This is a genomic window from Rhodopirellula halodulae, from assembly GCF_020966775.1.
Lineage (GTDB): Bacteria > Planctomycetota > Planctomycetia > Pirellulales > Pirellulaceae > Rhodopirellula > Rhodopirellula halodulae.
In genome coordinates, this window is the sequence record NZ_JAJKFV010000029.1 from 1,874,559 (window position 1) to 1,901,558 (window position 27,000).

18 protein-coding genes and 1 tRNA gene are annotated in these 27,000 nt (G+C 54.8%); 9 read left to right on the forward strand and 10 right to left on the reverse strand.

Going from position 1 to position 27,000, the window contains the following annotated elements; all coding sequences use genetic code 11:
- The first annotated feature begins 102 nt into the window (after positions 1–102).
- The 3 genes from LOC70_RS19780 to LOC70_RS19790 all read left to right on the forward strand — a co-directional run bounded on the left by LOC70_RS19780 (position 103) and on the right by LOC70_RS19790 (position 3,807).
- The gene (locus LOC70_RS19780) at positions 103–1,170 is read left to right on the forward strand and encodes a DUF255 domain-containing protein (RefSeq protein ID WP_230255700.1); all 1,068 of its coding nucleotides are present in this window, start codon (positions 103–105) and stop codon (positions 1,168–1,170) included.
- Between the two features lie 299 nt (positions 1,171–1,469).
- Positions 1,470–3,599, forward strand: a complete 2,130-nt coding sequence (locus LOC70_RS19785; RefSeq protein ID WP_230255701.1) for a fused MFS/spermidine synthase — start codon at positions 1,470–1,472, stop codon at positions 3,597–3,599.
- 135 nt (positions 3,600–3,734) lie between these two features.
- A tRNA-Ala gene (locus tag LOC70_RS19790) sits at positions 3,735–3,807 on the forward strand.
- Between the two features lie 163 nt (positions 3,808–3,970).
- Here LOC70_RS19790 and LOC70_RS19795 read toward each other — a convergent pair.
- Both LOC70_RS19795 and LOC70_RS19800 read right to left on the reverse strand, forming a co-directional pair.
- Positions 3,971–5,449, reverse strand: a complete 1,479-nt coding sequence (locus LOC70_RS19795; protein WP_230255702.1) for a DUF1501 domain-containing protein — start codon at positions 5,447–5,449, stop codon at positions 3,971–3,973.
- Between the two features lie 66 nt (positions 5,450–5,515).
- Positions 5,516–8,644 carry a PSD1 and planctomycete cytochrome C domain-containing protein gene (locus LOC70_RS19800; RefSeq protein ID WP_230255703.1) on the reverse strand — a complete coding sequence of 1,043 codons (3,129 nt, stop codon included), beginning with the start codon at positions 8,642–8,644 and terminating at the stop codon, positions 5,516–5,518.
- A 257-nt stretch (positions 8,645–8,901) separates the two neighbouring features.
- Here LOC70_RS19800 and LOC70_RS19805 point away from each other — a divergent pair, with 257 nt between their 5' ends.
- Together LOC70_RS19805 and LOC70_RS19810 are read left to right on the forward strand one after the other, a co-directional pair.
- Complete coding sequence (locus tag LOC70_RS19805) at positions 8,902–9,432, forward strand: sigma-70 family RNA polymerase sigma factor (RefSeq protein ID WP_230255704.1); 531 nt, start codon at positions 8,902–8,904, stop codon at positions 9,430–9,432.
- Positions 9,429–10,961, forward strand: coding sequence for a LamG-like jellyroll fold domain-containing protein (locus LOC70_RS19810; protein ID WP_230255705.1), 1,533 nt, complete (start codon positions 9,429–9,431; stop codon positions 10,959–10,961). Before LOC70_RS19805 ends, LOC70_RS19810 begins: the two co-directional genes overlap by 4 nt.
- A gap of 48 nt (positions 10,962–11,009) precedes the next feature.
- Here the strand turns inward: LOC70_RS19810 and LOC70_RS19815 are convergent, their stop codons facing one another.
- The 5 genes from LOC70_RS19815 to LOC70_RS19835 all read right to left on the reverse strand — a co-directional run bounded on the left by LOC70_RS19815 (position 11,010) and on the right by LOC70_RS19835 (position 16,179).
- Complete coding sequence (locus LOC70_RS19815) at positions 11,010–11,930, reverse strand: phosphate acyltransferase (RefSeq protein WP_230255706.1); 921 nt, start codon at positions 11,928–11,930, stop codon at positions 11,010–11,012.
- A gap of 24 nt (positions 11,931–11,954) precedes the next feature.
- The gene (locus tag LOC70_RS19820) at positions 11,955–12,740 is read right to left on the reverse strand and encodes an enoyl-CoA hydratase (RefSeq protein ID WP_230255707.1); all 786 of its coding nucleotides are present in this window, start codon (positions 12,738–12,740) and stop codon (positions 11,955–11,957) included.
- 157 nt (positions 12,741–12,897) lie between these two features.
- A complete protein-coding gene (locus tag LOC70_RS19825) occupies positions 12,898–13,566 on the reverse strand; it encodes a phosphonatase-like hydrolase (RefSeq protein ID WP_315857286.1) in 669 nt (222 codons plus the stop codon).
- Between the two features lie 16 nt (positions 13,567–13,582).
- On the reverse strand, positions 13,583–14,761 hold the full coding sequence (locus LOC70_RS19830; RefSeq protein ID WP_230255708.1) for a TIGR03364 family FAD-dependent oxidoreductase: 1,179 nt from the start codon (positions 14,759–14,761) through the stop codon (positions 13,583–13,585).
- A gap of 59 nt (positions 14,762–14,820) precedes the next feature.
- The gene (locus LOC70_RS19835; RefSeq protein ID WP_230255709.1) at positions 14,821–16,179 is read right to left on the reverse strand and encodes a DUF5690 family protein; all 1,359 of its coding nucleotides are present in this window, start codon (positions 16,177–16,179) and stop codon (positions 14,821–14,823) included.
- A 354-nt stretch (positions 16,180–16,533) separates the two neighbouring features.
- On the opposite strand from LOC70_RS19835, the gene LOC70_RS19840 reads away from it, so the two are divergent.
- Complete coding sequence (locus LOC70_RS19840; protein WP_230255710.1) at positions 16,534–17,088, forward strand: helix-turn-helix domain-containing protein; 555 nt, start codon at positions 16,534–16,536, stop codon at positions 17,086–17,088.
- A complete protein-coding gene (locus LOC70_RS19845; protein ID WP_230255711.1) occupies positions 17,061–18,206 on the forward strand; it encodes a zinc-binding dehydrogenase in 1,146 nt (381 codons plus the stop codon). The genes LOC70_RS19840 and LOC70_RS19845 overlap by 28 nt, the downstream gene beginning before the upstream one ends.
- 35 nt (positions 18,207–18,241) lie before the next feature.
- On the opposite strand, the gene LOC70_RS19850 is transcribed toward LOC70_RS19845, so the two are convergent.
- Positions 18,242–22,012 (reverse strand): FHA domain-containing protein, encoded by a 3,771-nt coding sequence (locus tag LOC70_RS19850; RefSeq protein ID WP_230255712.1) that lies wholly within the window; start codon positions 22,010–22,012, stop codon positions 18,242–18,244.
- 673 nt (positions 22,013–22,685) lie between these two features.
- On the opposite strand from LOC70_RS19850, the gene LOC70_RS19855 reads away from it, so the two are divergent.
- Positions 22,686–23,108 carry a TraR/DksA family transcriptional regulator gene (locus LOC70_RS19855; protein WP_230255713.1) on the forward strand — a complete coding sequence of 141 codons (423 nt, stop codon included), beginning with the start codon at positions 22,686–22,688 and terminating at the stop codon, positions 23,106–23,108.
- 216 nt (positions 23,109–23,324) lie between these two features.
- The gene (locus LOC70_RS19860) at positions 23,325–23,897 is read left to right on the forward strand and encodes an adenine phosphoribosyltransferase (protein WP_230255714.1); all 573 of its coding nucleotides are present in this window, start codon (positions 23,325–23,327) and stop codon (positions 23,895–23,897) included.
- Between the two features lie 4 nt (positions 23,898–23,901).
- On the opposite strand, the gene LOC70_RS19865 is transcribed toward LOC70_RS19860, so the two are convergent.
- The gene (locus LOC70_RS19865) at positions 23,902–24,795 is read right to left on the reverse strand and encodes a glycosyltransferase family 2 protein (RefSeq protein WP_230255715.1); all 894 of its coding nucleotides are present in this window, start codon (positions 24,793–24,795) and stop codon (positions 23,902–23,904) included.
- A gap of 177 nt (positions 24,796–24,972) precedes the next feature.
- Positions 24,973–26,952 carry a LamG-like jellyroll fold domain-containing protein gene (locus LOC70_RS19870; protein ID WP_230255716.1) on the reverse strand — a complete coding sequence of 660 codons (1,980 nt, stop codon included), beginning with the start codon at positions 26,950–26,952 and terminating at the stop codon, positions 24,973–24,975.
- Between the last annotated feature and the right edge of the window lie 48 nt (positions 26,953–27,000).

Here is a 27,000-nt window from a genome sequence, read left to right on the forward strand (position 1 = left end):
TTGGCATTCCTTCGAGAACGACAAAAAGGATTTTGTCCGATGCGTTTGTGCACCCAACCGCCGCGAAGCAAGTCTGAAGCTTCACCAGCAGGACTTGGTCGAGTGTTGCCTTTGTTTGCAATTGCGTTTGGGCTTTGCACTCTGAATGCCAACCTCGCGCACGCTGAGATTGCTTGGCGGAAGGATCTGACCACGGCTCAGGCGGAAGCGGCTCAAAGTGGCAAAGCGTTGCTGTTGCATTTCACCAGCGACAATTGCGTCTGGTGCGATCGTTTGGAAGCCGGTGCTTTCCAAGATCCCACCGTTAATTCCGCGATCGAAAAGAGCTTCGTTCCTGTCAAGATTCACGCGGGAAAGTCACCGGAGCTGGCTCGCATGTTCAAGGTCACCAAGTTCCCAACGGACTTGATGTTGACGGCCACCGGTAAACCTCTCGGGGGTTCGGTCAGCCCTCAAAAACCACAGCAGTACATCGCAATGTTGGGGCAGGCAGCCAGCAAAATGCCAGCACCTGTGACCACGCCACCGTCCGCTCCTGCACAAACGATGCTTGCTTCTGGACGAACAGGAGCAGCGACAACCACGACTGCTCAAGCAACCACCGGGCAACCGCAGCAGAACCCGCATGTGGGGCCAACTGCCAATCTGCCCTCCGCGGAAAGTCAATTTCCTGGTGGAGCGACCGCACAATTGGCCGGTGCTCGCACCGACGGCATGACGCTCGGAATGCCTGCTCAGTCGCAACCTCCGATCCCAAACAAAACCCCTGCATTTGGGACCGATCAGCCAAAGCTCGCCATGGAAGGTTTCTGTTCCGTCACAGTGATCAACGAAGATCGTTGGGCCGAAGGCAACCCGAAGTTTGGCGTCGTTCACTTGGGCAAGTTGTACTTGTTTGAATCCGAAGACAAGATGCAAACATTCTTGGCGGATCCCTCGCCATACACGCCTGTGCTGAATGAAATCGATGTGGTCCGATTCTTCGAGGAACGTGTGATCGTTCCCGGGAAACGCCAATTTGGAATGAAGGATCCTGTTCATCAACGCATGTTCTTTTTCGCCGACGAAGCGGCGATGGATCACTTCTACAACGAGTACGAACGTTACACGGACGCCGCCATCGAAGTCATGGACCGTGCCGTGCGGGACGCCAATCCCAACTTGAACTGAAAGCAACGCAGTGAGCGAAGTAAAGCTTGTTCGCGAACCGTTCAAACACCGCCAATGCCTTCCTTTTCGCGAGGAAGGCACTTTTCTTTGGTCGGTGATTATCGCTAGATGCGTTGCCCATCCGCGGTAATCGAGATCGGTTGCAACGGATCGGACGGTTTTGCGGTTCAAGGAAACTTGGAAGGTGGAGTCGATCGGGTTCGAATTGACGCCTTACTCACCAACATGGGGTACGCTTCAACGCGGAACCACGTCACGGGGGCGAGGCCGCAATGATTGCACCTTGTTGAGAAGCACGCATGGGTTCGCCTAGCTCAGACGTCTCGGGATCCGTCTCCACCCAAACACTTGCCAACAAAAAAGCAACGTCCTGGTTTGTGTTTGCCGGTGCCACGTTGCTGGGCGCGTTCTTGGTGTTCCAAGTCCAGCCCGTGATCAGCAAGTGCGTGTTGCCATGGTTTGGTGGCACACCTGCGGTTTGGACAACCTGTTTGTTGTTCTTTCAAGTCTTGCTGTTTGGCGGCTATTTGTACGCTCATTGTCTGCGTCGATTCTTCTCGCCAACGTTGCAAGGAATCATTCATTTGTCGCTGCTGTGTGCGGCGGCGTGGTCGTTGCCGATTGCACCATCGGATGCTTGGAAGCCGATCGGTACCGAAGATCCCACGTTCACCCTGTTGTGGTTGCTGACAGCCCACGTCGCATTGCCGTATTTCGTGTTGTCCAGCACGGGACCGTTGGTGCAAGCGTGGCTGAGCTATGAAAATCAATCGGATTCCGTTTATCGACTTTATGCGTTGTCGAACGTGGGTTCGTTGGTCGCTTTGTTGAGCTATCCGTTTGTGGTCGAGCCGCTATTGTCCGTCGAACAACAGTCGATTGTTTGGTCATTGGCCTTTTATGGTTTTGTCATCATCGATGGATGGCTGGCCATCAGTCTGCTGGGGCGTCGTCGTCGAAAGCCGAATAGCAGCGACTTGGAGAGTGTGGAAGCGTCTGTTTCATCCGGACAAAGCGTGCCAATGACCGACTGGATGGTTTGGATTGGACTGCCTGCTCTTGCTTCGGTCATGTTGTTGGTCGTGACCAGCCATGTCTGCCAAGACATTGCGGTGATGCCATTTTTGTGGGTGTTGCCGCTGAGCTTGTATCTCCTCAGCTTCATCGTCAGCTTTGATTCACCCGCCTGGTATCGTCCCAAATTGATCGCCGCCGCAACGGGTTTGGCCTTTGTCGGTATTCAGGTCAAAGGCTGGTTCCCTGGTGGATGGCAAATGCCCGTAGAGGCGCTGGCTTATCTGGTTGTCTTGTTCGGTGTGTGCTTACTCTGCCATGGTGAAACGGCGGCTCGAAAGCCCAGCACCCACCGCTTGACGTTGTACTACGCGATGATCTCGGCCGGCGGAGCGATCGGCGGCATCGTTGTGGCATTGATCTGTCCGATGGTGTTCCAGGACTACCGTGAATTGCCTCTGGCGATGGCGTTGTCGATCGGCGTGGTGGCGGTCACATTCCTTGCCTCACGATCGTGGTTGACGACGCAGTGTGATTGGCGAATGTCCAAAGGGATCATGGGTTTGATCGTTGGAATTATTGGTTTGACCGCGGTGGTCACAACGTTGACCAGCCGAAAAGACACCATTGATCAACGTCGCAATTTTTTCGGTGTTCTTCGCGTTGAGAATGACGCTGACCGCATTCAGTTGGTGCACGGAAACACGATTCACGGTATTCAACTACACGGTGAATTGAGCCGGACACCGACGTCGTACTTTGGCTACAGCAGCGGTGTTGGTCGATTGATCAAAGCAATGCAATCAGAACAACCGCAAATGAGGATCGGTGTGATTGGGTTGGGCTGTGGTGTGTTGGCCGCTTATGGTCGTGAAGGCGACTCGATGGATATGTACGAAATCAATCCGGACGTCTTGGCGATCGCGGAAGAACACTTCACCTTTTTGAAAGACTGTCCAGCCGAAGTCCGACACCACATTGGCGACGGTCGTTTGTTGCTCGAACGGCAAACTGAAAAACGCTTTGACTTGCTGATCTTGGACGCGTTCAGCAGCGATGCGATTCCGGCTCACCTTTTGACGTTGGAAGCGATGCTGTTGTATCGCCAGCGATTGGCGAAGGACGGTGTGCTGGCGATTCATGTGTCGAACAATCACCTGGACCTGGTGCCGCTGACTCACCGGTTGTCGCATTCCATCGGGTTTGAAAGCCGATTGATCCAAAACGATCACCGCGATCAAGTGTATACCCGCCCGTCGCGGTGGGTGATCGCCTCGGACCGTGGGGATGGATTCTGGGAAGCCGACACATTGTCGGTTGCTCAGGTGCCCGATCAAGAGTCTCTGCGTGACGCTCCGCTGTGGACGGACCAACACCACAATCTAGCAAGCGTTTTGATTTGGCCGTCTCTCTGAGAGGTTGTGAGTCAGGGGCACGGTTGTGAGGCCAAGGTCGCTGATCGTCATCAGACGAAGACGGAAAATCTTGAAAGAGGCATGGGGCGGGCTTGACGCGAAGCGACCGAGCCCGATAATTTGCCTCTCTCACACGGGGGATTAGCTCAGTTGGGAGAGCGATTCGCTGGCAGCGAATAGGTCATCGGTTCAAGTCCGTTATCCTCCACTCACGAAAAAAGCCGTCTGCATTTCGCAGGCGGCTTTTTTCTTTGGCTGATTGACGTCGATGCTGTTTCGGGTGGCTTTTCCCGGAGTCGGTCGGCTTCATTGAAGACCGCACGGGAGTTCGCACGGCCTGGGCCCGTTCTACCTTGGAGGAGCTGAACGGCTCACGCCAGGATGTCTTGGACGACGTGCCCGTGCACATCGGTGAGCCGGAAGTAGCGGCCTTGAAAACGGTAGGTCAAACGCTCGTGATCGATGCCCAGTAGATGCAGCATCGTCGCGTGCAAGTCGTGGACGTGGACAGGGTTCTCGGTGATGTTGTAGCAAACCTCATCGGTGGCGCCGTACGACATCCCTGGTTTGATCCCAGCTCCCGCCATCCAAAGTGAGAAGCAGCGCGGATGGTGGTCTCGGCCATAGGTTTCGGCGTTCAACGTTCCCTGGCAATAAGACGTTCGGCCGAATTCGCCTCCCCAAACCACCAGCGTGTCGTCTAGCAGACCGCACTGTTTCAAGTCGTTCACGAGCGCCGTTGTCGCCTGGTCAACGTCTCGGCACTGCCCGGGCAACTGTTTCGGAAGCGTGACGTGTTGGTCCCATCCCATGTGAAAGAGTTGGATGAAACGCACGTCTCGTTGTGCCAGTCGTCGGGCAAGCAAACAGTTGTAAGCGTATGATCCTCGCTTCTGAACATCTGGGCCATAGGCGTCCAACACGTGCTGAGGTTCGTCGGAGAAGTCGATCAGATCCGGAACTGAGGTTTGCATCCGGTAAGCCAACTCATACTGCTGGATTCGAGTATGAATTTCTGGGTCACCAAATTCGTCGAGCTTCTCTTGGTTCAGTTTGGCCAGATCGTCAAGCATTCGACGCCGGGCCGTCGCATCCAGACCATCGGGATTGCTGAGATACAACACCGGGTCGCCAATGCTCATCAATTTGACGCCTGCATAGGTTGATGGCAGGAAACCACTGCCCCACAGCCGATCGTACAACGGCTGGCAGTTCGGACGACCCGTGCCTCGCGAAACCATCGAGATGAACGTTGGCAAGTCTTCGTTCATCGTGCCAAGGCCGTAGTGAAGCCATGACCCGACGCTGGGACGGCCCGGCAGTTGATGCCCACTTTGGAAGAACGTCATCGCGGGGTCGTGGTTGATCGCTTCGGTGTGCATCGAGCGAATCAAACACATGTCGTCGGCGAGTGTTGAGATCTTGGGAAGCAGTTCGCTGCCCAGTTCCAATCCCGACTCGCCATGCTTGGCGAACTTGTATCGAGATCCCGCAATCGGAAACGATTTTTGATTCGCCGTCATGCCGGTGACCCGCTGGTTCATTTCAACGTAGTCGGCCAGTTCCCTTCCCTCATGTTCTTGCAACGCAGGTTTGTAGTCAAACAATTCCTGCTGAGACGGCGCGCCGCTTTGAAACAAGTAGATCACTCGTTTGGCCTTGGGTGGAGTGTGATACTCCCGCATCGAACCGTTTGGCTTGGGGATTGCCGAATCATTGGATCCTGCAAACACAGAGTCGCCCATCATCGAAGCCAAAGCAGCCACGCCAACTCCGGACGCAGAACGACCAAAGAAGTGTCGCCGCGTCAGCATCATCTGATTTTCAAGAATGGTCTGTTTGATATTCATGGTGGTTGTTTCTTTCGTGTGCGTCTTAGTCGGGCGAGTTCCAGTCTGTGCGAGCAAATGAAACCTTCATTCGATGGTCACAAACTTGTCTGTGTTCATGATCAAATGCGCCACCATCGTGGTTGCAGCCAATTCGATCGCATTCAGCGATTCGTCACGTTTTGATTGCCCGATCGACAGAAGCTTCTCTGCCTCGTTTGCATTTTGCTGATAGTGTTGGCGAAAGTAAGAAAGGTTGTCCCGCATGACATCCAGGCTCGCTTCACTTGGTTGGCGGCTGACCGCGGCGGCATACATGGATCGAATCCGTTGCTCGTCATTTGCTTCGTGACTCTGAAGCGTCTTCTCAGCTAAGTTCCTCGCGGCTTCAATGAACGTTGGGTCGTTCATCAACACGAGTGCCTGCAATGGCGTGTTCGTCCGCCGGACTTGGACATTGCACACTTCGCGACCCGCGGCATCGAAGATGATTTGCCTTGGCGGATTCACCGCACGCTTCCAGTAGGTGTACATGCTTTTGCGATAAAGGTCGCCACCGTCGCTCGCTGCGTAGCGTGTGCCAGCGTTGGCCGCAACGGTCTCCCACAAACCATCGGGTTGGTACGGTTTGACGGGTGGACCACCGGCTTTTTCATTCAGCGTTCCTGATGCCTGGAGCGCGACATCGCGAATGGTGAAACCATCGGCTCGATATCGGGGACCGCGTGCCAGCAAGCGATTTCCCGGATCAATTGATGATAGCTCGGGACGATGCTTGGAAGATTGGCGGAAGGCGGCACTGGTCACAATCATTCGGTGCATCGCCTGGATGTCCCAGCCCGAATCCATCAGTTCCACGGCGAGGAAGTCCAACAATTCAGGATGGCTGGGCGTTTCACCCTGCAGCCCAAAGTCCTCCGACGTTTTTACCAGTCCGACACCAAAGTGGTTTTGCCAAAGGCGGTTGACGATCACGCGAGCCGTCAAAGGGTTGTCTCGCGAAACGAGCCAACGCGCCAGTTCCAAGCGATTGCTAGGTTGTCGATCATCAACCGAAACGCTGTCGCGGGACGACTGCTCAGACGCCCGCCCCAGCAAAGCCGCCGGAATACCGCGAGGAAGCGGTTCGTCTTTGTTGGGCTGGTCATACTGGCCACGGTTGAGCAGGTAAGCCGGCTTGGCTCCACCCTGCCGTTCCCGCATGACCATCACGTTGACACGCGGACCGGCTTGCAGAGTCAGTTTGTATTCCGCTGCGTTGTAACGCTGTTTTGCGGCTTTCAATTCTGGATCGATCGACTGGTAGTGTTCCCGCAGTTTCTTGATGTCTTGTTGGGATCGTTTGTCGGCCGGCTTACGTAGACGTTGAGCCAAGTCCGCGTCCAAACCCGCGAATTCGGCGACCGCGCTCTGTGACCATTGAACGCGGAGCTTTCCGATGGAATGATTCTTGAATTGGCTGTTGAAATGCAGTGACAGAGTAACCGTTGCATCCGAATCGACAGGGATCGGATCCTTCAGCGTCAAAATTGCATGGACGGGTGCTGCCTTCTTCACGCTGCCGAACACGGCCCACCCACTTCGTGGATCATCGTCAATCGCTTTGGCGACGTCGTATCCTGACTGTTCCGCGTTGGCTGAGATACTTTTTATGGCGACGGAATTTCCACCGAGGGAAACTTCTAGATTCGTCAGAACAAAGTTGCCGTTGACGCTCGGTGCTAGTTGAAGTGGTTTCGTGAAGCGTTCATCGGGCAAAGCCTCGATCTTGATTGCGGTGATTGGTTTGGATGATTCCAGGCCGTCTGGCAAAAACGACAGCTCATAGGTCACGCCATTGGCGTTTTCGGCTGAGTAGACAACTGTGTTGTCGTTTTTTAGCTCCAGAATTCCTTCGCCCGTCAGGTCAGCGTCGAGAATTTTAGCGTCATTCCAGGTGACTTGATGAGATTGCAATTCCGTGTGTTTGGCTTCGATCCAGGCATCGGCTCTCGCGTTCAGTTGTGATTGGGCCGCGTCCAGTGCTGCTTGCGCGTCCTTGACCGCAATGAGCAAATCGGGGTCGACTTCCGCCAAAGGCGAAAAGGCTTTGATCGTTGGGTCTGCATTGACTCCTTTGCCAACTCCGCGTTCACCAATGTTGTTGAAGTAGGCGAAGAATTGATAGAACTCACGCTGGCTGAGCGGATCGTATTTGTGGTCGTGGCAGCGCGCGCATCCCATGGTGAGCCCGAGCCACACCGTCGACGTCGTTTCCACTCGGTCGATAGTGTTCTCGACCGAGAACTCTTCGGGTAAAGCACCGGCTTCGTTGTTTTGCCGATGGTTGCGATTGAACGCGGTTGCCAGACGTTGGCTGTCCGTCGCGTTGGGAAGCATGTCCCCGGCGAGTTGCTCAATGGTGAACTCATCAAAAGGCATGTTGTTGTGAAACGCTTGGATGACCCAGTCTCGCCAAGGCCAATTGGTGCGTTCTTGATCGACTTGGTACCCGTCGGTGTCGGCGTACCGGGCTGCGTCAAGCCATAGCAATGCCTGTCGCTCGGCGTACCCCATGGAGCCAAGGAACTCGTTGATGATCTCGGCATAGGCTTCATCGCTGGGTTCGGCAACGAACCTATTGATCTGCTGTTCGGACGGTAGAAGTCCAGTGAGCGTCAACGAGACTCGGCGAAGCAGTGTCGCTGGATCCGCGGGATCGGAGGGTGTGATGCCTTCTTCCATCAACCGTCGCCCGATGAAGGCGTCGATGGGATTTTGGGACCAGCGTTCCTTTTGTTCTTCGGGCCAATCCGATTGCGACACGATTTCGCGAGGCACGTCCGCCTTCTTGGGACGATCGAATGCCCAGTGCCCTTCGTATTCGGCTCCCTGCTGAATCCACAATTGCAGGATCCGCTTTTCATCTTCGCTCAGCGAACGATTGCTGTCCGGTGGTGGCATCACGTCGTATTCATCGTCGCTGCGAATTCGCGTGATCAATTCGCTGGCGTCAGGATCACCCGGGACAACGCCAGCGTAACCACCCAAATCGGCGAACAGGTGCTCTTCGTCATCCAACCGAAATTCGGAATCCTGGTTTTGCGAATCGGGACCGTGGCAATGGAAGCAGCGATCCGAAAGAATGGGCAGCACCTGGCTGCTGAAATCGATCTTCTCGGCCACAGCGACCGTCGGAACGAACGCGAAAGCGAGGATAAGTGAGCTGTATTTCATCGAGACGATTGAAATGAGGCGGGAAGGCGGGGTGGCGGGCGAGCAAGAAATAGCGGGAAAATTCGGTTGACGCACCGCCGGAAATGGCGTTTCACCGATGGCCCTATAACAGTTCACTCCCGTTGCGATCGAAACCTGCCGCCATTTTCGCGTTTTTTTGCGGCAGGATTTCTGCCGGGTGGGAGTAAACCGATGAACGCACCCAATCTAAAAAGCTAATTCCACACACGAGTGGCCCCGCGAGAACTTATTGACGAATGGACGATCATCGATTCCTGCCGCTGTTTCTGAGGCACGAGCGTGAGCTCGCGGGAATCGCGCGAGCGTATTTGCCTGATTGGGATGCGGTCGACGAGGTGATTCAGGAATCGAGCCTGGTGATGTGGCGAAAGATTGACGAACTTCAATCGGACGACGATTTCGTCAAATGGGCCCAAGTCATCATTCGTTTCGAAGTCCTGAAGTACCGCCGCAACCATGCTCGACGACGTTGGTTGTTGGACGATGAGTTGGTTTCTCAACTCATGGATGAGTCGACCGATGACGAGATCTCAAATCACGGCCTCGCCGCGGAGAATCGTTCGAAGGCCGTTCGCGAATGCCTGGGAGCGTTCAGTGATGACCATCAACGACTGTTGTTGGCACCTTACACCGATGACGAAAGCGTTAAAGCGTTGGCGGATCGTGGAGGGCACAGCGTCAATGCTCTTTACAAACGTTTGGGTCGTTTGCGTTCCAAGCTTCACGATTGTGTCACCGAGAAACTCCGGCATCCGGGACTCGCATGATGAACGATACAACCATCTACGATCTGATCGAGCGGCACTTCATCGGCGAGTTGACGGAGAAGCAACAGCGGGAACTGCGAGATGCCTTGAAAGCGAACAAGAAGTATCGCGATCGCTTCCGAGAATCTGCATTGATCTCCGCTGAGTTGCGACATTTGGCGAGTGAATTAACAATTCAGCCTTCGGTGGAGACAAGGTCCAAGTCGAGTCCGGCTTTTCGAAGTGGGTGGTTGTCCATCGCGATCGCGGCAACGGTTTTGCTTGCCTTGGGCGGAGGCCTGTTGTTCTGGCGAGCTGATCTGCCGGCAACCTCGTCGTCGATTGCGACTTTGCTGGACGGCTATCAGTACGAGTTTGATGCGGCCAATGCACCAGCGAGCGATGAGTTTGGTGTCGGCGATTACACCCTGACTCAGGGAGCGGTCACGTTGCTGTTTGAGAATGGCGTGAAGGTGGTGGTCGAATCACCGGCTGACTTCTCATTGGTCAGTGCGATGCAAATGCAACTTGATCGGGGACGGGTGCGTGCGGTTGTGCCGGAGTCAGGCCACGGATTTGTGCTGGCGACGCCCCAAGGAAACATCGAAGACTTGGGAACTGAATTTGGTGTCTACGTCGGTGCGGATCGTGATGCAGAATTGCATGTGTTCGCCGGTGAAGTCAATTTGCTTCAGCAGACGCAGGCTTCCCAACGATTTTCCGAAGACACCGCGGTGCGATTGGTCAGCGGAAACCGTGAACGATTGACATCGACCAACGATGCTGCGTTCGCGACAAGTGCCATGATCGGTTATCAGCGTTGGCAGGAGAGCCAACGACAATGGAGGGAGGATCCATCGACCGTTTTGTATTTCGATTTCGAAGACCGATTCGAACACAAAGTTGATGCGAGACAAACAGATGGTCGGTCCAGCCGACTGGCGGATCGAAAGCTTGCCGGCAACCCAAACGATGGTGACGTCCGCGGATGCATTTGGGCCACTGGGCGATGGAGTGGCAAAGGGGCATTGTTGTTTGAGAACGCGGACGATCGAGTCGAGCTGGAAATTCCGGGTGAGTTTGATGCGGTCACCATCATGGCGTGGATCCAAGTGAATCGCTTGGACAACGCTCTGCAGGCGGTGTTCAACACGCGTGATTGGCAAGCCGGCGAACATCACTGGAACCTGCTTCGAGACGGAGCGTTTCGTGTTGGGGTGTCAGGTGCTTTTGCAAGAAGCTGCAGTCACCAACGTGTGCCTCTGGGACGTTGGACTCACATCGCCGCGGTGATTGATGCACACCGCGGTCAGGCGGCTTACTACATCGATGGCCAGCGAATTGATCTCGCGACTTGGCAACCCAACGGTCCCGTTCGGTTCGGTCCGACAACGCTCGGCTCGTTTGGTGAGACCAGCGATGATGATTCGAAATCGGTAACGTTCAGTCGTGACTTCCGAGGTCGGATCGACGAATTTGCCGTTCTTCGCAGGCTGCTTTCCGATGAAGAGATCCGTTTGGCTTACCTAGACGGAAATGGCTTCGATTGAAACGATCGATCGGTTTTACATATCGGATCGCTTCGCTCGTAAGACGTGTCAAGCCGAACAAGTCACCTGCGATAATGCGAAAGCAATGGAACGGATTCGCGTCGCCACGTCATCGGCACGCGACATGAACACAATCGGACACGCGGCTCCGAAGAGCGTCCCACCGAAAGAGCATTCGGCGGTGTACATGATCGCTTTGACGGTCAGGTTTGCTGACAGCAGATTGGGAAAGACCATCACGTCGGCAACATGAAACCGTTCGTCAGTCAGACGTTTGCGTTGGATCGCGGTCTTTGAATAAGCCAAGTCGAATGACGTTGGTCCGTGAAGCGTGAAGTCAACTTGGCCAGTCTGACTTGTATTGTGGGAGTACGTCGATTTCATCTCCTGAAGCATCGAAGCCAGAAGGGTTTCGGGCATCGCTTGATTTTCTTTCTCCGATGCCGCCATCATGGCGACATGCGGAGATCGGCATCCAATGGATTGACTGATGGTTGCTGCGCCGGAAATCATTTCAAACAACTGCTCCGTTGACGGCCGAAGATTGATGCCGGTGTCCGTCAATAAAAAGCAGCGATCGTCTTTTGGGATTTCCATCAGCACGATTTGCCCAATGGTGGCACCTGTACGAAGTCCTGATTGAGAGTCGAGCACGGCCCGCATCAGGTCAGGTGTTGCGATTTGACCTTTCATCAACATCGCCGCACGCGATTCTTTAATCAATGCGACCGCGGTACTCGCCGGGCGATCGGCTTCCACCCATTGGAATAGTGAATGGTCCACGCCACACTGGTCGGCTGTTCGTTGCATGGATGGGCAATCGCCGCACAGCAATGGTTGTGTCCAACCGCGTCGGGTGGTTTCGGCAAGCGCCTCGATGACCGTCGTGTCGTCGCCACCCGCGACCGCGACGGGGACTCGCGGTTGGAGGCGGTCGGCTTGCTCAAACAAGCTCGCAAAATTTTGCATGATGTCGTTCGTGTTTGCGATCGTTCAGGTTTGCCAGACGGGCGTTCGCTTTTCTAAGAAAGCTTGAATACCTTCCTTCGCGTCCGCGTGCAATGAATTTTCGGTCATCACGCCAACCGATTTAGTGTAGGCATCGGCTTCGGAGAGCGACAGTTGCTCGTAGAAAGCTCGCTTGCCAATCGCGATCGTGTGTTTGCTGGCAGCGGCGATCTTCTGCGCCATCTCACGTGTTGTACTGGCAAGGTCTTGCTGCGGAACGACTCGATTGATCAATCCAATTTGAAAGGCACGATCCGCGGACAATGGATCACCGGTTAGCAACATCTCCATCGCGATCTTTGGCGGGATGCTTCGAACCAAGGGAACCATCGGCGTGGTGCAGAACAGACCAATCTTCACGCCTGGCGTGGCGAAGAGCGCATCTTCGCTGGCAATGGCCAGATCGCAGGAAGCGACCAGTTGGCAGCCCGCCGCGGTCGCGATGCCTTGGATTTCAGCGATGACTGGTTGAGGAAGGGAACGAACACGCTGCATGGTTTGCGAACACTGGGCGAAGAGAGCTTCGTATTCCTCCGCGGACCGATCGACCATTTGCTTCAGGTCATGGCCGGAAGAGAATACTTTTCCCGCTGCGCGGAGAATGATGACGCGACAGTCACGATCCTTTTCGCAAGTCACCAACACAGTTTCCAGTTGCTGCAGCAGTTCGAGCGACAACGCGTTGCGTTTGTTTTCACGATTCAGCGTGATGGTGGTGATGCCGCCATCGTGATGAACCAAAACATTCGATTCCTGCGAACTCAATGCCATCTTATCTGCGCCATCTTATGTGCGATTGTTCAGTGTGAGACGTTGATCAACATCGGATGAGCATATCGCAAGCTCACCAACTCGGCGGAGCCGTTCAAGGAATCTACATCAATCGGGAATCACTGATGAACGCGTCTTGCAATATCGAAGGGCAAGATCAGGCGGTGGTTTGGTGGCATGGGTCGACAAGGTGCAGCAATTCTCGCAAACCATGAATGACAGAAGTGGGGTTTGCTTCCATCAATTCCGATTCGGATTGAGCGCCGGTGGTGATGCCCAGAGACATGCCGCAACCTGCGTTGTGGCCTTCCTCGATGTCGATTTGAGAATCGCCCACCTTGATGACATGCGAGCTTTCTTCTACGCCAGTCAGTGCCATCGCCAAGAAAATCATATCGGGGGCTGGGCGACCGCTTTCGACATCGGATGCCGTGACCAAAGCGTCGAAGTCTTCGCCCACTACCCAGCCAATCTTATGAATCAGTTTCTCCGCAGTTGAGCGATCATATCCCGTGTTCAGGACGACCTTGATGCCTTGCGTACGCAGTTCGCGGAAGGTGGCGGTGGCATCCGGTTGCTCGCTGACGCCCAGTGTCCGATAGGCTTCGCGAAGCATGCCTTTGAAATTTGAAAAGATGTCTTGTACTTCGGATTCGCGATGTTCCTTCCCATCCGAAGCCAACACATCGCGAATGGCCTGGCATTTTTCTTTGCCCGCACCGATCGTTTGGACTTGTTCTTGCGTGAACGAATAGCCCGCTTGGTTGATAGCTTGACGAACGGTTTTGTAGACGACGTTGTTCTCGTCGACGGTGGTTCCTGCCATGTCAAAAACAATCAATTCAATCATCATAAATCTCTGAAAGGTGTCGGCGAGTGAAACCGGCGCTGCTGGTCATCCCTTTGCCACCGATTCCGGTGGTGATGTGAATGTTGGGGGCGACGGAATGGCAAAAGATGCCCGCCGGATCCTTGGTTTGGCTGTAGATGCCGTACCAAGTGGACTCCATTTGCCAGTTTTGTAACTGCATGATTCGTTGTGCTTCTCGCAGGATCGCCGCGTTGATGTCGGAGCGGATCTCGAAGCTGAGTGCATTCGGTTGGTCGGCGGAAGTGTACTCGTGCGAGTCACCTACAATGATGCTGCCGTCGGACTCTTGTTTGAACAGAATGTGCAGCCCCCAGCGTTTGCGATCCGACGCCGCCTCGTCACGTGATTGGATCTCGTTCCAAGAGGGACATTGCGAAAAACTTTCGTAGCGGCGGATGGACCATCCCGTCAGGATGTTTCCTGGCAGAACGCATTGAGGCTGGGGGGCCAGTCGCAGCATTTGCAGTTTGCAAAGCTGCATTCCGCTGCGGGCAAACACTTCGGGGAACAATGTTTGGAAATCCGCACCACCGCAAAGGATCGCTCGCGAGGCAGTGAAGCGGTGTCCGTTGGAAGTGATGGCTTCCACGTGCCCCGAGTTGCTTTCGAGCCGCTGCACAAGCGTGTTGAAGCTCGCCTTAAATCCATCTCTTTTTGCCAAGTGACTCTGCAGACGATGGATCATCTGTCGAGGATCGACGGACAATTCTTCTGGGAAGTACAACGCCGCCTTGCAATACGACGGCTGAAGGCTCGGGAATTGCGACAGGCACTGTTTCGCGGTCCAAAGCTCCGACTGATATCCAGTGGATTGATTTCTCGCGTGAAGCTCTTCGAGCAATGTGCACTCTTCATCATCGGAAGCGATGTAGTAGCTTCCGTTTTGGCGAACGGTAAGATCCGTCTGTGATTGAAGTGATTGGTAGATCGCCAGGCTTTCGCGACCCATTGGTTGCCAAGTGTCGTCCAAGCCGGAAGGCACGATCTGACCGAAGTTGCGAACCGTTGCGTTCTCCGGCTGAGCGTTTCGTTCGAGCAAGATGACTCGTAGGCCACGTTGCAGCGCGTGGTAGGCATAGAACGTTCCCATGATCCCACCGCCAATGACGAGGAGGTCGCAATTCGATCCGGTACTGGGATGGATAGGCATTGGGATGGGTGGGCGATGTGTTCGGGCTCGATCGATTCCACACGGTAGCTTGATGCGGCTCAATCGGTTGCTGAGCTGGGCGTTGGTGATTGAAGTTGATTGGCAGGATCGGGAATGCGTTTTCGGTAGTGAATGAGCAAACAAACGGTCAGCATGCTCGCGATGGCGGCCACACCGATTGAAACTTGATTCAGCAGCGGAAGGAATTGACGGTCAGCGGTGACGCTGTTTCGAAACAACATCACGCCAACATATCCTAAGTATCCCAACGCATCCGCGAGATACATCAGGTAGCCGACGTTCCCGGTTTCTTTCAACGCGGCGATCATGCGTTCGAACACGGTCGTATGAAACAGCACGTAGGGGATGTACATGCCAAGACCGAGTAGGACCATGAAAGTCATGGGCGAAAGCCAATTCATTGATTGACAGAATACTGCCGCAAGCACAATCAAGAAGCCTCCGCTCAGCATGCCGATCGATGCCAGGAATGCGAAACGATTGTTGCGAAGAAGGCTGGTCAATCCGGCGATCGCGACAACACCGATCATGACCCAAAATTCGGAACGAGCGAAAACGGTTGGCTCATTCGCCACGCCTAGTTCGCTCCAGATCTCGATTGCGAAATCGTCACGAACGCTGCGAGTGATCGTGAGCAGTGTGTAGATGCTCAACAGACCGAGCAGTCCAATCGAATTGCGTCTCCAGAATGCTCGACGATCCGACTGTGTCATTGGTGAACGCTTGGAACGAAGGCGTTCGTCCTGCGGGGAAGGTGGTGGGATTTGAGCAAGCATCCAAACGAAGATGCACAAGGGAATGACAAACAGCATGCCCGTCAGGAAGGGCATCCAAAACACGTCCACCTGATGTTCCGCCAGCAGAGTTCGCCCGACGGATTTTACGAAACCGGATGACAGAATAAAGCTCGCACACAAACCCGCCGAAAGAGCCTCGGTGACCGCCCTGCCCTCCAGAAAACCAAGTACCAATCCAAACACCATGCCAAGTGGCAAACCGTTGACAAAAAGCCAAACGAAGTTCCAAGGTGCGGGAGTTGAAGCGAATCCCAACAAAGCGATTTCGGCGATTGCGATGAGCAACAAGATACAGACCGCTCGATCACGAGCACGCATCTCAGCAACAACTTTGATGCCAACAAATTTCGAAAGCGTGTACCCGGCAACTTGCGCCGTGATCAAGACGGTTTTGTAACCGAAACCGAACGCGACCATGCCCTCATAGGTCGCCGCCGTGAAAGGTTTCCGGAAAGCGTACATGCAGAAGTACGTTCCAAAAGCCGCCAGGATGCAGTAAACCGAGAACGCGGTTGCGTTGGTCGTCGCCAACCATCGGGTGACCGAAGAATCCCGGTGGTCGACGAGGTCAGAGGTGAGAGTCGCTTCCGTGGTCGCCATGGGAGGCATCAAAGCGTCGTGGAAAGAATTGTTGAGCAGAACATGTCGTTCATTGAGCAGATGAATTTGCCGGGAAGAAACCGTGAGGTTTTTGTGGTCGTTTGATGCCTGGCGGAACCGTTTCTTGAGTTCTGTTGAGATTGGAGCGCTGTTCCCCGTCTCACTGACACAATGTTTGCTACAACGTCGCGTCTTTCGCGTTATGCGACGACACTGTCCGCCATCTCTTGACTGGACGATGGTTGGGGATGGTGCAACAATGTTTCTTCTCAGTCAACGCGAACTCGTGGAACTTCATAGGAACCTCACAATGCTTTCGGTGCTCTTCCCTAGATTCCATTTTGGGGAAGAACGATGAACCTCATCGAATTGGCACAACGGCTTCGGCAACTACGTTTGGATCGTGGTTACACGTTGGAAGACGTGGCTCAGCGAAGTGGGCAAACGAAGAGTTGGTTATCACGAGTCGAAAATTTTCGAATCACGCCGTCCCTGTCGTCGCTCGCTGAACTTGCGAATGCGTTGGGGGTTTCCACCGCCAGTTTGCTGGAAGGGTTGGATCATCGGCCGCAAATTGTTTGCGTTCGTCACGACCAAAGACAGCGTATTCAGCGTGATCCGGATTCGATGATCGAGTACTACTCGCTCGCTCATGAACGGACACATCGGACGATGGATCCGTTTCTGTTAAACGTGCCGAGTGGTGAAATTCGCGAGCCTCGGACACACGAAGGCGAAGAGTTTCTCATCGTGTTGAAGGGAAGAGTTCAGTTCATTTATGGGGATGAGACATTCACTCTCACCAAAGGCGATAGCCTTTACTTCGATAGTGAAGTGGAACATGCCCTTCGAAATCCATATGCAAATGATGCGGAAGTGTTGTGTCTGTTTCGATTGGGACGGGAGTGAATGCGGGGCGATCCGAAGTTGAAATACAAAACATCGCGATGGAGTTTGATACCGAACGGCGGATGTTCGTTCCGGTCGAACGAGCGATTGATGCGTTGCAGGAAGGTCAGGTGCTCGTCCGTGTGACGTGTTGCACGATCTGCGGTAGCGATCTGCATACTTTCACTGGGAGACGCGCCGGACACCATCGCGGAGTTTTGGGCCATGAAATCATCGGCGAGATCGTTGGATGGTGTGGCGAGTTCAGCCCGATGGATTACCACGGTCAACCATTGCGAGTCGGGCAGCGAGTCACATGGGCGATGTCCGTTGGATGCGAGTGCTGTTTCTTCTGTGACAACGACCTGAACCAGAAGTGCGATTCACTGTTCAAGTACGGTCACGAAGTCAACGAGGGACATCCAACCGGTGGCCTGAGCCAACACTGTGTGTTGATCGCTGGGACGCCAGTGTTTCCGATTCCTGACTCACTCAGCGACGCCGTTGCGACGCCCGTGAACTGCGCCACCGCAACTGTTTCCGCGGCGATGCGGTTGGTGAGTCAAACACAGCGATTGCATGATTCGGCGGGTTTGATCGTCGGGGCTGGGATGCTGGGGCTGACCGCAGCGGCACAATTGCATGAGGCCGGGGCGAAGCAAATCGTCGTATTGGATCCGGACGAAGGACGAGCGTCACTTGCCGATGACTTTGGTGCAACCGAAGTGATTCATGACACCGATCCGGCCCACCTGGAACAACGGATCATGGATCTGACGGATGGCCGAGGAGTGGACTTCGCCATCGACTTTGCGGGAATGACATCCGCGGTAGAGAGTTGCCTGCACTCCGTACGGTTGGGCGGAGTCGCTTTGTTGGTGGGGTCGGTGTTCCCTTCGGATTCCATCGAAGTGTATCCAGAATCGATCGTCAGAAGGATGCTGACGATTCGTGGCCTGCACAACTATCTACCGAAAGACTTGGAGAACGCGCTGGCGTTTTTGGATCGAAACGCCAATCGCTTTCCGTTTGACAGTTTGGTTAGCCGAACGTTTCCGTTGAGTCAGACGCAGGACGCATTTCACTATGCGAGTGATCAGCGACCCGTGCGAGTCGCGGTTGTACCCGATTCGCTGTGAGTTGCAGATCAAGAGAGTTGCGTTGTCCAAAATACTCACTCGGTAGTTGCAGGCACCTCAGCGTCCACAACCGCCACGGCATCGGAGGCTTGCTTCTTGGCTTTGGCTTTATTGCGTGACGCCGATAGCAACGTCATGCCTTCTTTCACGCAAATGACTGCGATCAACAAGGCGGCAACGGCGGCCACGATCTTCAGCATGCCATGAACCCAGGCGACGGCGGCAATGCCGCAGATCACAGCCACACCGGCTTGCATGAACTTCACCATTGCCTGAACGCGAGAGCTGTGCGTTTGAGATTTTGCACTGCGTTCCACAGCACTGCGTGCGGACTCGTTGGCGAGTTCACGCATTGCGGAGAGGTTGCTGTTGCGCTCGGGAGCCTGCGAGCGAGGAATCAGCGGTGCGTTAGGGTCGACGACTTCCGCCACTTCCAACTCCGGTTCAGCCGACTCGATTTTCGGAGTTGCGGGTTTAGCAGGAGCTTGGGCTTTTGCTGGCTCAGGCTTCGCCACCGGGGCATCGCCGGGCTGTTGTGAGACTCGCTGCAGCAAGCGGTTCATGTAGGCTTCGATGGAATCGTCTTCGGGCTCGTCCGTTTCTGCTTGCGCCACAGGTTCGTCAGCAACCAGCTCTTCATCGGCGAGTTCTTCTTCGGCCAGTTCAGACGCGTATTCCTCTTGTGGCAATTCAGCGGCAGCTTGTTGAAGATCATCCGCTGAGAATGCCTGGGTGGACCCCAATTCGTCGGTGGATTGGGGTTCTTCAGATTTCCAGGTTGGCGATTCAAACGAATCGGATGCTTCCAATTCGCCGGTTCCGAAGTCTGCAGCGTCCGATTGATCTAGATGTTCGTCCTGCAACCCCGGAGCAAAGTCCGATTGGCCATCCCACATTTGAGTGCCGGAGTCTGCGAGTGATGCTTCCGAAGCGACCTCGTCATCCGATGACGCATCGCCACGCAAGTCACGGATCAATTGGTCCGCCAACGACCCTCGCGGAACGTCGTCGTCCGTTTCTTGCGACAGGCCAGTTTGGTCTGCACTCAAGTCATTGTCGAAAATGACGTCGCCGGGTGTGTCTGCGTCGAACGCGTCACGGTGCAATGCTTCTTGCTCCCAATCCTTTGAGACCGGTGCGAGAGGCTGTTCCATTCCCTCGTCAGACGCTTCATTTTCGGCGAAAGCGTCTTGGAATGGATTGGCTTCCGCTTCGATCGCTGGTCCCGCGTCGTTGTATGCTTCTGGCGTTGGAGACGCCGTTTCGTCTTCCGCAGATTCGACGGGTTCGCTTGTGTCGGTGTGGCTGTTCCACTCTTGCGAAAGACGTGCTTCGCGGAATTGATCGGCTTCTGCTTGAGCAGCTTCGGTGAAATCGGCTGCGAATTGTTGGACCTGAGCGTCCTCTTCGTTGTCGCTTCGTTCAGCGGGTTCCGTTGCGGCGGTGTTCCAGACATCTGCTTCTGCGGATGCTGTCGTTTCGACATGGTCGTCTTGCAGTGGCGATCGCTCTTCGGGAAGAAGATGCGACCGAGCGTCTTCTGGCCATTCAGGAGCAACGTCAGAATCTGGTTCAGGATCGCTTTCGGATTTGCGAAGCAAGTCAGCTTCGGCGTTCGACGAACTCTCGTAGGTTGGCCAGGCGTCGGAGTCGTCTTCGACGCTGGTGGGTTCCTCGTCCGTAGCGATGGGCGTGCTCCAACTAGCGGCCTTTTCTTCGGCTTCTTGAAGCAGTTGATCGGTTTCCGCGTCATGCACCACGTGCATCGCTTCGTCGATCAGTCCATCCGCATCGCTGTCGCTCTCATCAGAGAGCCAGGAAACACTGCCCGCAGCTTCGCTACTTGAGGGAGCATCAAACTCACTCGCGCTTTCATCGCGAAGGTTCAGGATGGAAGCGTCGGCATCTTCGTCAACCGCTTCGGACGAGTTAGCGAGGTTCTCTACGGCTGGACTCTCTTCCGCTGCCTCGTCGGTCGAAAGAATCCCGAGTTGAATGCTTGGACCATTCTTTGCCGGAGAAGCGGGCCGTTCTCCACGAATCAGTTGCCGCGTTTCTTCTTCCAGCTTTTCAATTTGATCGAGCGTGTCATCGTGGTCTCGGGTGGACCGATCAAACAATTGACGGGTTTCGGAGTTCTCGCGTTCGGCGCGAACGCGGGCCTTTTCTGAGGTCTTGAGTTTGGCTTTGTATTCGTCGCGTTGTTCCTCGGTGACCGAAAGCGTCTCGCGAAGTTTATCGTTGTCTTCACGAAGTTGCGCGAGTTGTTGCTCTGCCTGGGCCAGGCTGAGTGTCAATTCGTCGACGCCCTTGCGAAGAGCGTCCATCTCTTCATTCCAAGAGGTGCGATCGATGTCGTGGCGATCCTCGGACTCGCGAACTCGAGATTCCAATTCGCTGATTGTGTTGCGAGCGTGTTGGCAATCACGACGCAGCGATTGTGCTTCTTCACGAGCTTCTGAGATCTCGCTTTGCAACGCCTCAATCTCTGCCCGCAAAGACTCCTCTGTCTTCAGCAGTTCGTCGTATTGTTCCTGCGTTTCGTACAACTTGGCATCGCTGCTGGCCTTTTGATCGACCAATTTGTCGCGTTCAGTGTTCGCGAGATCACGCTGAGCGATTGCTTCATCGCGAGCTGTTGACAGTTCTTTGCACTGGCGAGCGTGTTCTTCGACTCGTTCCAATCCAATGGTTTGCAGCGATTCTTGTTGCTCGCCCAGTGCCAGCAACTGCTCATTCAGCGATGCGAATTTGGCTCGCATTTGCGTCACGGCTTCGGCAGCTTGGTCAGCTTGGCTCTGAGAAGCTTTCAACTGTTGGCGAGTTTCGACCAACCGCTGCTCGCTGGCGAGTTGACGCTCAAAGAACTGTTCTTTTTCCAGCAATAGCTCTTCGATTTGTGAGCGATACTCGTCGTCACGGCTCTGCAAACGTTTTTGTTGGCTTGCGAAGTCTTCTTTTTGCTCTTGCAGTTGTTCTTGCTGAACAGCCAACTCGTTCTGACGTTTGGTCAAGTCGCGATGGCGTTGTTGAAACTCAGCGTGAAGCTCAACCGCTGCTGATTCCTGCGAGCGGATCTCGTCTTCACGCTCTCGGAGTGCTTTGAACTGAGCTTCAATTTGGTCGGCTTGTCGTTGCAGTTCGTCTTGTCGCGAACGAACCCATTGGTCATGACGCTCGGCTTCTTCCTTGAGCTTCTTCCAACGTGCAGCTTCCTTCTGGAATTCGACACTGGAGTCGAACATGGATTGCGATGCCGGTGCCGGGACCGTCTGACTGAAGCGGTGAGCCGTCGGTGCAGCGGGTTGAGGTTCAGAGAGCTTCGCTTGAATCAGTTCGAATTCATAGTTCCCCAAACGAAGCACATCGCCTTGTTGCAAAGTGCCTTCCGTCACGCGAACGTTGTTGATCAGCAGAGGAATCGAATAGGCACGAACAAGGATTCGATGCGCGTCGCGAATGAGCACTGCGTGCAAAGGTCGCAGCGTCGGATCGTCCAATCGGATCGAACAGCCAACACCATTGCCCAAGGTGTAGCGTGCTCCCGCCAGGCGAAGACGGCGTGTGGGGTGATTCTGCGAGCGGACTCGAAATTCAATCGCGTCCTCTTGGTTCCACATCGTGCCCTGGTCTTCCATGGACGGACGACCCGAAGACGGCCGGGCAAACCGTGTGTTGGATCGGCTGGAGCTGCCGCTGAACGGTTGCCGGTCGTCTGCTGCTCGGCCGGATCGGAATGAATCCGCATAGACAGTCGCGGAGGCGGAGTCGTTGTGGTTCGGTGTGTTCGGGGAGTCAGTTGCCACCACGGAGTTCCTTCTCACGGGAATGGTTTATGAACGGATCAGCCCGGCGAAGAATTGAGTGTAGGAGCCGTCTTGGGAGGGGCTCGAAAGGTCGCCAGGATGATGGGCATTCGTTCAGGCGGTTCGGAGGAACCACTTGTTCCTGTTCATTCGGTTATTCCGATCAGGGGCATGAACGCAATTGTGCGGTTTTGGCAAACTTTGCGGGTTAGGTGCGACTTTTTCGATTACCCCCCAGGTTCGATTGTCTCCAGGTTCGATTGTCTCCGAGGTCGGATTCGGGGCTGCGTAGGCTGTGCCATCGCGTTTGGGCTTGGTTGCTGATAGCGAATTCCTTGCGTAGGCAGCAAACCGAATCGCTGCATGATGCGAAAGGACGGTTCGGTGCCACTCAAAACAAATCTGAATTCGAGATGGTCCAAAAGAGGGGGTTGGTGTTAGGATTTCCCTCGCAGGCCGAAATTTCGGGATTTCGAGCGCCTCAAATCGCCGCAAACGGTCCCTTTGTGAACGAGAAACGCTTTTCCGCGGTCTACCCTAATGAAACGCCGAGGTCATTCGGTAAGCAGCTAGGGATGCTCTTTTTGAGTGAACTTGAATGACCTGGCCTGCGTCACAGTGATTGCCGCAGTTGGGTCGGATTTGGTTACTTTGCCAGCCAGAGAGGTGAACGATGTCTCGCGATGAAACACTGAAAAAGCTTCGGGTAACGCTGCTCCGACGCCGAGACGCGCTTCGAAAGGCTTTGGAGGGTGACTTGAGCCTGTTGCAAGAGCTTCACAATCAGAAAACCGGCGACGCCTTGGATGCCGCCGCTGACACGGTTCAAGACGAGCTAAACAGTCAATTGGTCGAAGTCGAAAGTCGCGAATTGTTGGCGATCGAGGAAGCGATTGCTCGATTCGAGGATGGACGATTCGGTGATTGTGAAGATTGTGGCAAACCCATTCCACTGAATCGTTTGAAAGCAATTCCCTACGCGGTCGACTGCATCGATTGCCGTCGTGCGGCCGAACGAGAAACCTCGTCTGGCGTGGTTGCTCCGACGGAATGGAATCGCATCTTCGACACGCCCAAGGTCGATCCTGCGGTCTGATTCGCGGAAGACCTGCTTTTCTCGAAACTTGTAAACGCTGTTGGAAGAAACGGCGTTTAACCGGAGGTGATCTGCATCTCCAGTTTCTTTCAATTCACCGGTCACGGTTGTTCGACCGGTGTGAGATGACCCATCCGATTCGTTAGGATGCGTGCAACAGATTGATCGATAGTCGAATCAACTGATCTCGCTTCTCAACATGAATCGTATTTGCTCATGGATTTGCGTCATCACGTTCGTGACATTCCGGATTACCCCAAACCCGGCATCTTGTTTCGTGACATCACACCCTTGCTCGCCAATTGCGATGCGTTGACCGCGGCCGTCGACCAGATGGCCGAGCCATTCTTGGACCAGAAGATCGACGTGGTCGCCGCCGCGGAAGCTCGCGGGTTCATCTTTGGCACCCCGTTGGCAATGCGTTTGGGCGCGGGGTTCGTACCCATTCGCAAACCAGGCAAGCTGCCTTTTGATCTGCATTCCTTTGCGTATGAATTGGAATACGGAACGGACGAACTTCAGATTCACGTCGATGGAATTCAACCGGGGCAACGTGTGTTGATCGTTGACGACCTGTTGGCGACCGGCGGAACGGTCGAAGCGTGTTTGCGGTTGCTTGAGAAGTGCGAAGCCAAAGTGGTTGGCTGTTCGTTCTTAATTCATCTCACCGCGCTCGGCGGCGAAGCTCGTTTATCGCCGTACCATGTGCACAGTGTTCTGGAATACGGTGGGGATGACGCGGAAGAGGAGCTGAGCATTCAGAACCGTCCGCCGGGACCCAGCGTTTGATCGCTCAGTTTCCGTTGCGATGCGTGAAGAGGCTTCGCAGCGTCGTCATGGCGGTGCGAACGTTGCGGCTGTATTCCGGAGCACGCAGATCAGCGGTGTAGTGCGTGGGCACTTCCATGATAGTGGACGCCGCTTTCGCAACTTTGGCCGTGATTTCTGCATCGATTCCCGAGCCCGTTTCCGAGAGCGGAAGCGAACGGATCAGATCACCCAAGAAGACTTTGTGGCCCGTTTCCAGATCGGACAAATGCAGTCCGGTCGTGAGATTGCTGCACGTCGTCAGGCAGCGGTTGACCAGCCGCCCCATTTGGTTGCCCAAGCCACCACGCAGGTTGTTGCGATGGGAACCACCGCGACGCATGGAACGTGATCCGTAAACCACTTCGGCCTGCTCTTCCAAAATGGGCCAGATCGCACCTAGTAGGTCGGCTGGATCATAGGCCATGTCCGCGTCTTGGATTGCGACCACATGACCTTGGGTGTGACGCAAACCCATGCGAATGGCTGATCCGCGACCGTGGTGATGCCGCCGTCGAAGAATGATGCGGTTGTCGCGTTGCGGCAGGCCACGAAGGTAGTGCCAGCTTCCGTCCACGCTGCCATCATCGATTAGGATGGTTTCCGTCGCCGGAGGCATGACTTCGTCGATGCGATCGATGACCTCTGGAATCGTGTCGCGGCAATTGTGGATGGGAACAATCACCGACACGTCGATTTGTTTGACCGGTGTCCATCCGCTCGCGATTTGGTTGGCTTCGGCGATCAGGCCAAGCGTATCGTCAATCCGCTGCAAGAATTCTTCGGGATTGATCGACGTATCCGGCGTCGAATGTGCCTGGTCCAAATGCTCGGGAGCCGCCAGGGAAGGTTTGACGCTGGGTTGGATGGTGGTCGTCATAGATGTCGTCGCTCGGAAGTTGCCGTGGGATTCGCCAGGGAAAGCGATCGGGGCATATCGCCACGGAAACTATGGGCAACGATTCTCGGCCGAGCGGACTCGACCAAGAAATTTGCACAAGTGAACAGACGCATTCAATCGTGGCAATTCAGGTTGCAACGATTAAAGCGGCAGGTATCAACGAGCAGAAAACGTTGATGAAGTCCCAAGTGTTCCCTTTCCAGCCACCGGGCTGTGATCCAGAACATAGGGGCCCAGATTCCGATCCAGGTGCAGAAGCAATCGCGCGGCTTCGCTGGGTTCGAACCGCTTTGCGGGAGTGAAATCCACGGTGTAGGTCGCACCGGTCGTCAGCCTTACCTCGTCAATTTTTCCCAGGAAGGGACGTGTGGGTTGGCCCGCGTTGTCGGGATCCGCACCGATGAAGAGTGGCAGCCGGTTAGTGGTTCGTTTGCCTTTCGCGGCGATCGAGCCGACTTGTTTTCCATCCACGTACAAACGGACTTCTTTTCCGTCGAAGACGCCAGCCACGTGCGTCCACTGATCGACGGGCAGTTTGTTTTTTGCTTTGGCGGTGTAGTACTTGCCGTTCAAATTCACATCGAACTGCGGAACACCCTCATCGGAAAAGAACGCGAATTCGCTGCTTTGTGTTTTCGCGACTGCCGCTCGCATGCCCTCGGTTTGACTTGGATTCAGCCAAGCTTCCAACGTGAAGGGGCCGTCAGGAAGATCGAGCGTGTCACTGTCGATCCGAATGGCCGACTTCTCATTCTTCATCACCAGGCATTGATTCATCTCGCCACGGAAAAAGTCGGCGGGCACGGCGGCCAATCGAATGTCAACCGGAGTCGATACACTGGGCAATTCGATCCGTGCGGACTCGCCCAGGAAAGTTGGGTGCAACTCGATACGCGGGATGGTCCAAGTCGCATCCATGTCGGGCATCCGTTGAAGCTTGACGTCAAATTCCACGCGTTCTCCGGCGGCCAATGTCATGTGTTGGTGATCCAGAGTGCTTAACCAATCACGGGATGCCGAACCAATCGACGCCGTGACTTCCATCTCCCGAGGCGATGGGTTCGTGACACTGATCGTGACTTTCCCAGCAGCACTGCCGTTGGTGTTCAAAAGCAAATCGCTTGAATCGATGATCGGACGCAGTTTGCGAGCCAAGCCGACTTCTTCGATGAATTCCTCGGTGAACTCTTTCGGGTCCATCACCGCGCCCACCGGCAACGACGCAACGGAGATGTGATCCGGGCGAACCGTCACAACATTCAAATGATGCAGGAAGCCCGCGCCGGGAATTTCTGCGGATAAGTGACCACCGGTGGTTGCCAGCGTGAAGTACTCGATGCCGTCTTTGAGTCCGTCGTATCGCATGTGGTGGATGTGGCCGGCAAACACGGCCGAAACATTGCCCGCCTCTTTCATCATCTTGTGGACGGTGTCCCAGTTGGAACCCGTGTATCCGCCACCGATCCAACGTGGGTGATGCAAAAAGACAAACACATGGTCGAGTTCCTTGTGCTGCTGCAACGCTTTTTCGAGGAAGGCGAGTTGTTCGTCACTCATGCGTTGCAACTTGCCGATGTTAAACGCTTTTTGGTTCGTCACCGGATCACCTTCATCGCTGTACAGAACCACAAAGCCTGCGTTCTTGTGGCGGAACGTGTACCAGAGCGGACCAAAGTGCTGTTCGTAATTGGATTCGTGGTGGCCTTGCGGGGCCGGGCCCTTGCCTCGCCAGTAGACATCGTGGTTTCCAGCGACAGGGAACCAACGCACATCCAGGCGATTCATGATCTCTTTGTATTCAGACATTTGCCGCATCCATTCGGGTTTTTCGTTGTAACCCTGGATCAGGTCACCAACCGTCATCACCAAGTCGGGTGACAACAGATTGGTGTCCGCAACGGCTTGTTCGAGGACTTTTAATCCAGCCGGACTGCCACCCGTGCGGTCGCCATAGACGATGAATTGAAATGCGTCTTCTTCCGTAGCCAGTGGCAACACCTGAGGCTTTTCGCGAGTCGTGAAAAAGCTCTCATTGGTGTGTTCGTGGGAATGGCCCTCTGCTCCGTCGTGGGCGGAGGATGCCGTGAACGGGATGATGCTGAGGCACAGGAGCGTCGTTCGCGCGACGCGTTTCATCGAAGGCAGGGCTTGGGTAGGCATGCTGCTGGACTAGGCGGGAGGAAG